The following is a 2,645-nucleotide window of genomic DNA, read 5'->3' as shown; positions in this document are numbered from 1 at the left end:
GAATTATTAAGTTTACTAGGTTAGGAGGGGAACTATGAATATAAAATGCGAATTGCATCATGACCATTTTCAAAACTTTAAAAGATACAACATTCCTAGAGCTCAACTTGTCATAGCTGATATTCCTTATAACTTGGGTAACAATGCTTATGCTTCAAGTAATCAATGGTATATCGACGGTGACAACAAAAAAGGTGAAAGCAAACTTGCAAATAAATCATTTTTTAAAACAGATGAAAACTTTAATTTGGCTGAATACATGCATTTCTGCAGCAAGCTTTTAAAGAAAGAGCCAAAGGAGAAAAATGAAGCTCCGGCTATGATCGTGTTTTGCTCCTATCAGCAAATGCCGATGATTGAGGAATATGGGAAAAAGTACGGATTCAAAAATTCCTACCCATTGTTTTTCGTAAAGAGCACAAGTTCACAAGTATTAAAAGCAAACATGAAGATCGTTGGAGCTACAGAACATGCCGTTGTCTTATATCGAGATAAGTTACCCAAATTCAGAAATGGTAAAACTGAGTCAACGAAAGGTAGGATGATTAAAAATTGGTTTGAATGGAAGCGAGATAATGCTAAAGAGTATCCAAAAATTCATCCTACACAGAAACCTGTAAATCTATTAAAAGAGCTCATTGAAATTTTTACTGATGAAGGTGACGTGATAATCGACCCGTGTGCTGGAAGTGGTTCAACTTTAAGAGCTGCATACGAACTTAATCGGCATAGTTTTGGTTTTGAAATTGAAAAAGAATTTTACAACAAGGCTAAAAAATCAATGCTTAACCTTGAACATATTAACAAGTTCGAACAGTTAGAACTAATTTAAGGTTTGGTTTCTATGAAATACAAGAGTAAAGGAATTTCCTAAGGAGGGATAAGAGATGAATTTAAAAGATGTGAAAATATTTATTCCTGAAATACCAAAAGAGTGGGAACAGCGAACACGTTCGGGTCACACAAATATTTGGAATGACAGTTTTTATAGAAATGGATTACCTGAAATCAAACTTGAACCACCTCAACGTGGGTTATATGCTGAACGCTTTGAAGATGGGTGGTATTGGGTTTGTGGGTGTAGTAAGTGTCTGAAAAACAACGAAAAATATTCTTATATTGTTTGCGAGGAACATGACCGTTGCGTTAGTTGTGGAACCCATAGAAAAGAGCTTACCGAAATACCTTGGGGGCATCCTGACGGGTTCCAATGCAAACCTTGTCGTGAGAGAGAACATGAAGAACGTAAACAAGAAGCATTACGACTGGCAAAGGAAAACAAACATGACGAGTGGGATTGTTTCCGTGAAGATAAAATCATTTGTCCTGTTTGTGCTTCAGAATGTTCAAGTGAAGATATGTATGAGCCTGGAGAAGATGAAGTAACTTGTCATGTCTGCGATACGGAATTCGTTGTTGAAATCGAATACGAGGCAAAATACACGTCCAGACTTAAAAAAGTTACTGCATAACACAATTAGCAATAAGTTAATTAAGGGAGTTGAAGAAAATGTCTTTTACAATAAAATGCAACGAGTGTGGTAATGAACAAATTTTTACAGATGGGATGAGTCGGTGGGCTGAAAATATTGAACTAGATGTATATGTTTCAACAGACTTCGTTGGCGCTACAGTAGAATCCATCACAATTTATTGCGAAAACAGGAAATGTAATAAATATATTGATGTTAAGTTTTAAACTTAATGATAGTCCAGTTGATTAGGAGGGAAAGAGGATGCCAGAAAGAGGACTCTATGAAAAATACACTATTTTAGATGCTGAAACCAAGCAAGAAAAAGAAGGGCCATATTTTGTTTTGAAACCAATGGAGGACCCAGCAGCCATAGCAGCAATTAAGAAATATGCAGAAGTCACGAATAATAAAGAATTGGCAAGCGATTTGTTAATTTGGATGGAAGGTCTGGAGCTTATTGGTGTGGAGCAACCTTTAAAATGTGATTACTGTGAAGAAACAACTGATAAAGTCAGACCAACTCCTTTTATGGCAGATGTTGGAGCGAGCATGTGTAAACATTGTTGGGAAATGACTCAAAAAGAATATGCTGAGTGCCAAGACGAACATATTGGCGATTTTGAGGACTTCCCGCATTTTAAGTAATCAAAAGGTAGGATTTGTTGAATATAACCATTTTGCTAAGGAGGGAAAGATAGTGAGTGAACGTTATATAACAGGTGGCGAAACTGAAAAGTGTGAACATTGCAACGGTCGGGGGTATACTGCATCAGAAGGTCATCCCGAATGTCCAAATTGTAGTGGTAACGGATATGTAAAAATTAGTAGGAGGAGTTAATTTGGTGAGTTGGGAGCAAACAATAAAAAAGGGCGATATAGTAAGGGATTTAGAAACGGGGCAATACGAGGTTATTTCAGTAATTCAATGGGAGCATAATCGTTATCAATTTAAATGGCGTAGCAATTGGAGATACGGAACTGATCGGATTGAAAAGGTTGAACCGTTTGATTTTATTGAGTTTGCAAATGGATTAAAGCGAATTGTTGAGCAACAGCAGCAGGATATAGAACGTCTAGAGAATCTCGTCGAAACACTTACTAAAACCAATCAAGATTTAGCCGGAGCGATTAACAATATTCAAGAACTTGATTAAGTAAACAAAAGATAGA

The 2,645-nt window shown here is 36.5% G+C and carries 6 protein-coding genes; all 6 read left to right on the top strand.

The annotated features are described in order from the left end of the window. Nucleotides 1-34: 34 nt before the first annotated feature. From PZE06_RS25590 to PZE06_RS25565, 6 genes are read left to right on the top strand one after another with little or no spacing between them, the layout of a single operon-like run. Entirely contained in the window at nt 35-832 is a 798-nt protein-coding gene (locus tag PZE06_RS25590) for a DNA-methyltransferase (protein ID WP_150917843.1), read from the top strand. A gap of 55 nt (nt 833-887) precedes the next feature. Further along, nucleotides 888-1,472: a hypothetical protein gene (locus PZE06_RS25585; RefSeq protein ID WP_150917840.1), complete on the top strand. Its 585-nt coding sequence runs from the start codon at nt 888-890 to the stop codon at nt 1,470-1,472. A 38-nt stretch (nt 1,473-1,510) separates the two neighbouring features. Continuing rightward, nucleotides 1,511-1,699 carry a hypothetical protein gene (locus PZE06_RS25580; RefSeq protein ID WP_150917837.1) on the top strand — a complete coding sequence of 63 codons (189 nt, stop codon included), beginning with the start codon at nt 1,511-1,513 and terminating at the stop codon, nt 1,697-1,699. 37 nt (nt 1,700-1,736) lie between these two features. Beyond that, nucleotides 1,737-2,120 (top strand): hypothetical protein, encoded by a 384-nt coding sequence (locus tag PZE06_RS25575; RefSeq protein WP_150917834.1) that lies wholly within the window; start codon nt 1,737-1,739, stop codon nt 2,118-2,120. A 52-nt stretch (nt 2,121-2,172) separates the two neighbouring features. Further along, on the top strand, nt 2,173-2,313 hold the full coding sequence (locus tag PZE06_RS25570; RefSeq protein ID WP_170943584.1) for a hypothetical protein: 141 nt from the start codon (nt 2,173-2,175) through the stop codon (nt 2,311-2,313). Between the two features lie 4 nt (nt 2,314-2,317). Beyond that, a complete protein-coding gene (locus PZE06_RS25565) occupies nt 2,318-2,629 on the top strand; it encodes a hypothetical protein (protein ID WP_150917831.1) in 312 nt (103 codons plus the stop codon). The last annotated feature ends 16 nt before the right edge of the window (nt 2,630-2,645 follow it).

Origin of the sequence: Robertmurraya sp. DFI.2.37 (assembly GCF_029211245.1) — a bacterium.
Taxonomy (GTDB): domain Bacteria; phylum Bacillota; class Bacilli; order Bacillales; family Cytobacillaceae; genus Robertmurraya; species Robertmurraya methanolica_A.
Note: the sequence above shows the minus strand (reverse complement) of the source record. Positions and strands in the feature narration are given on the sequence as shown.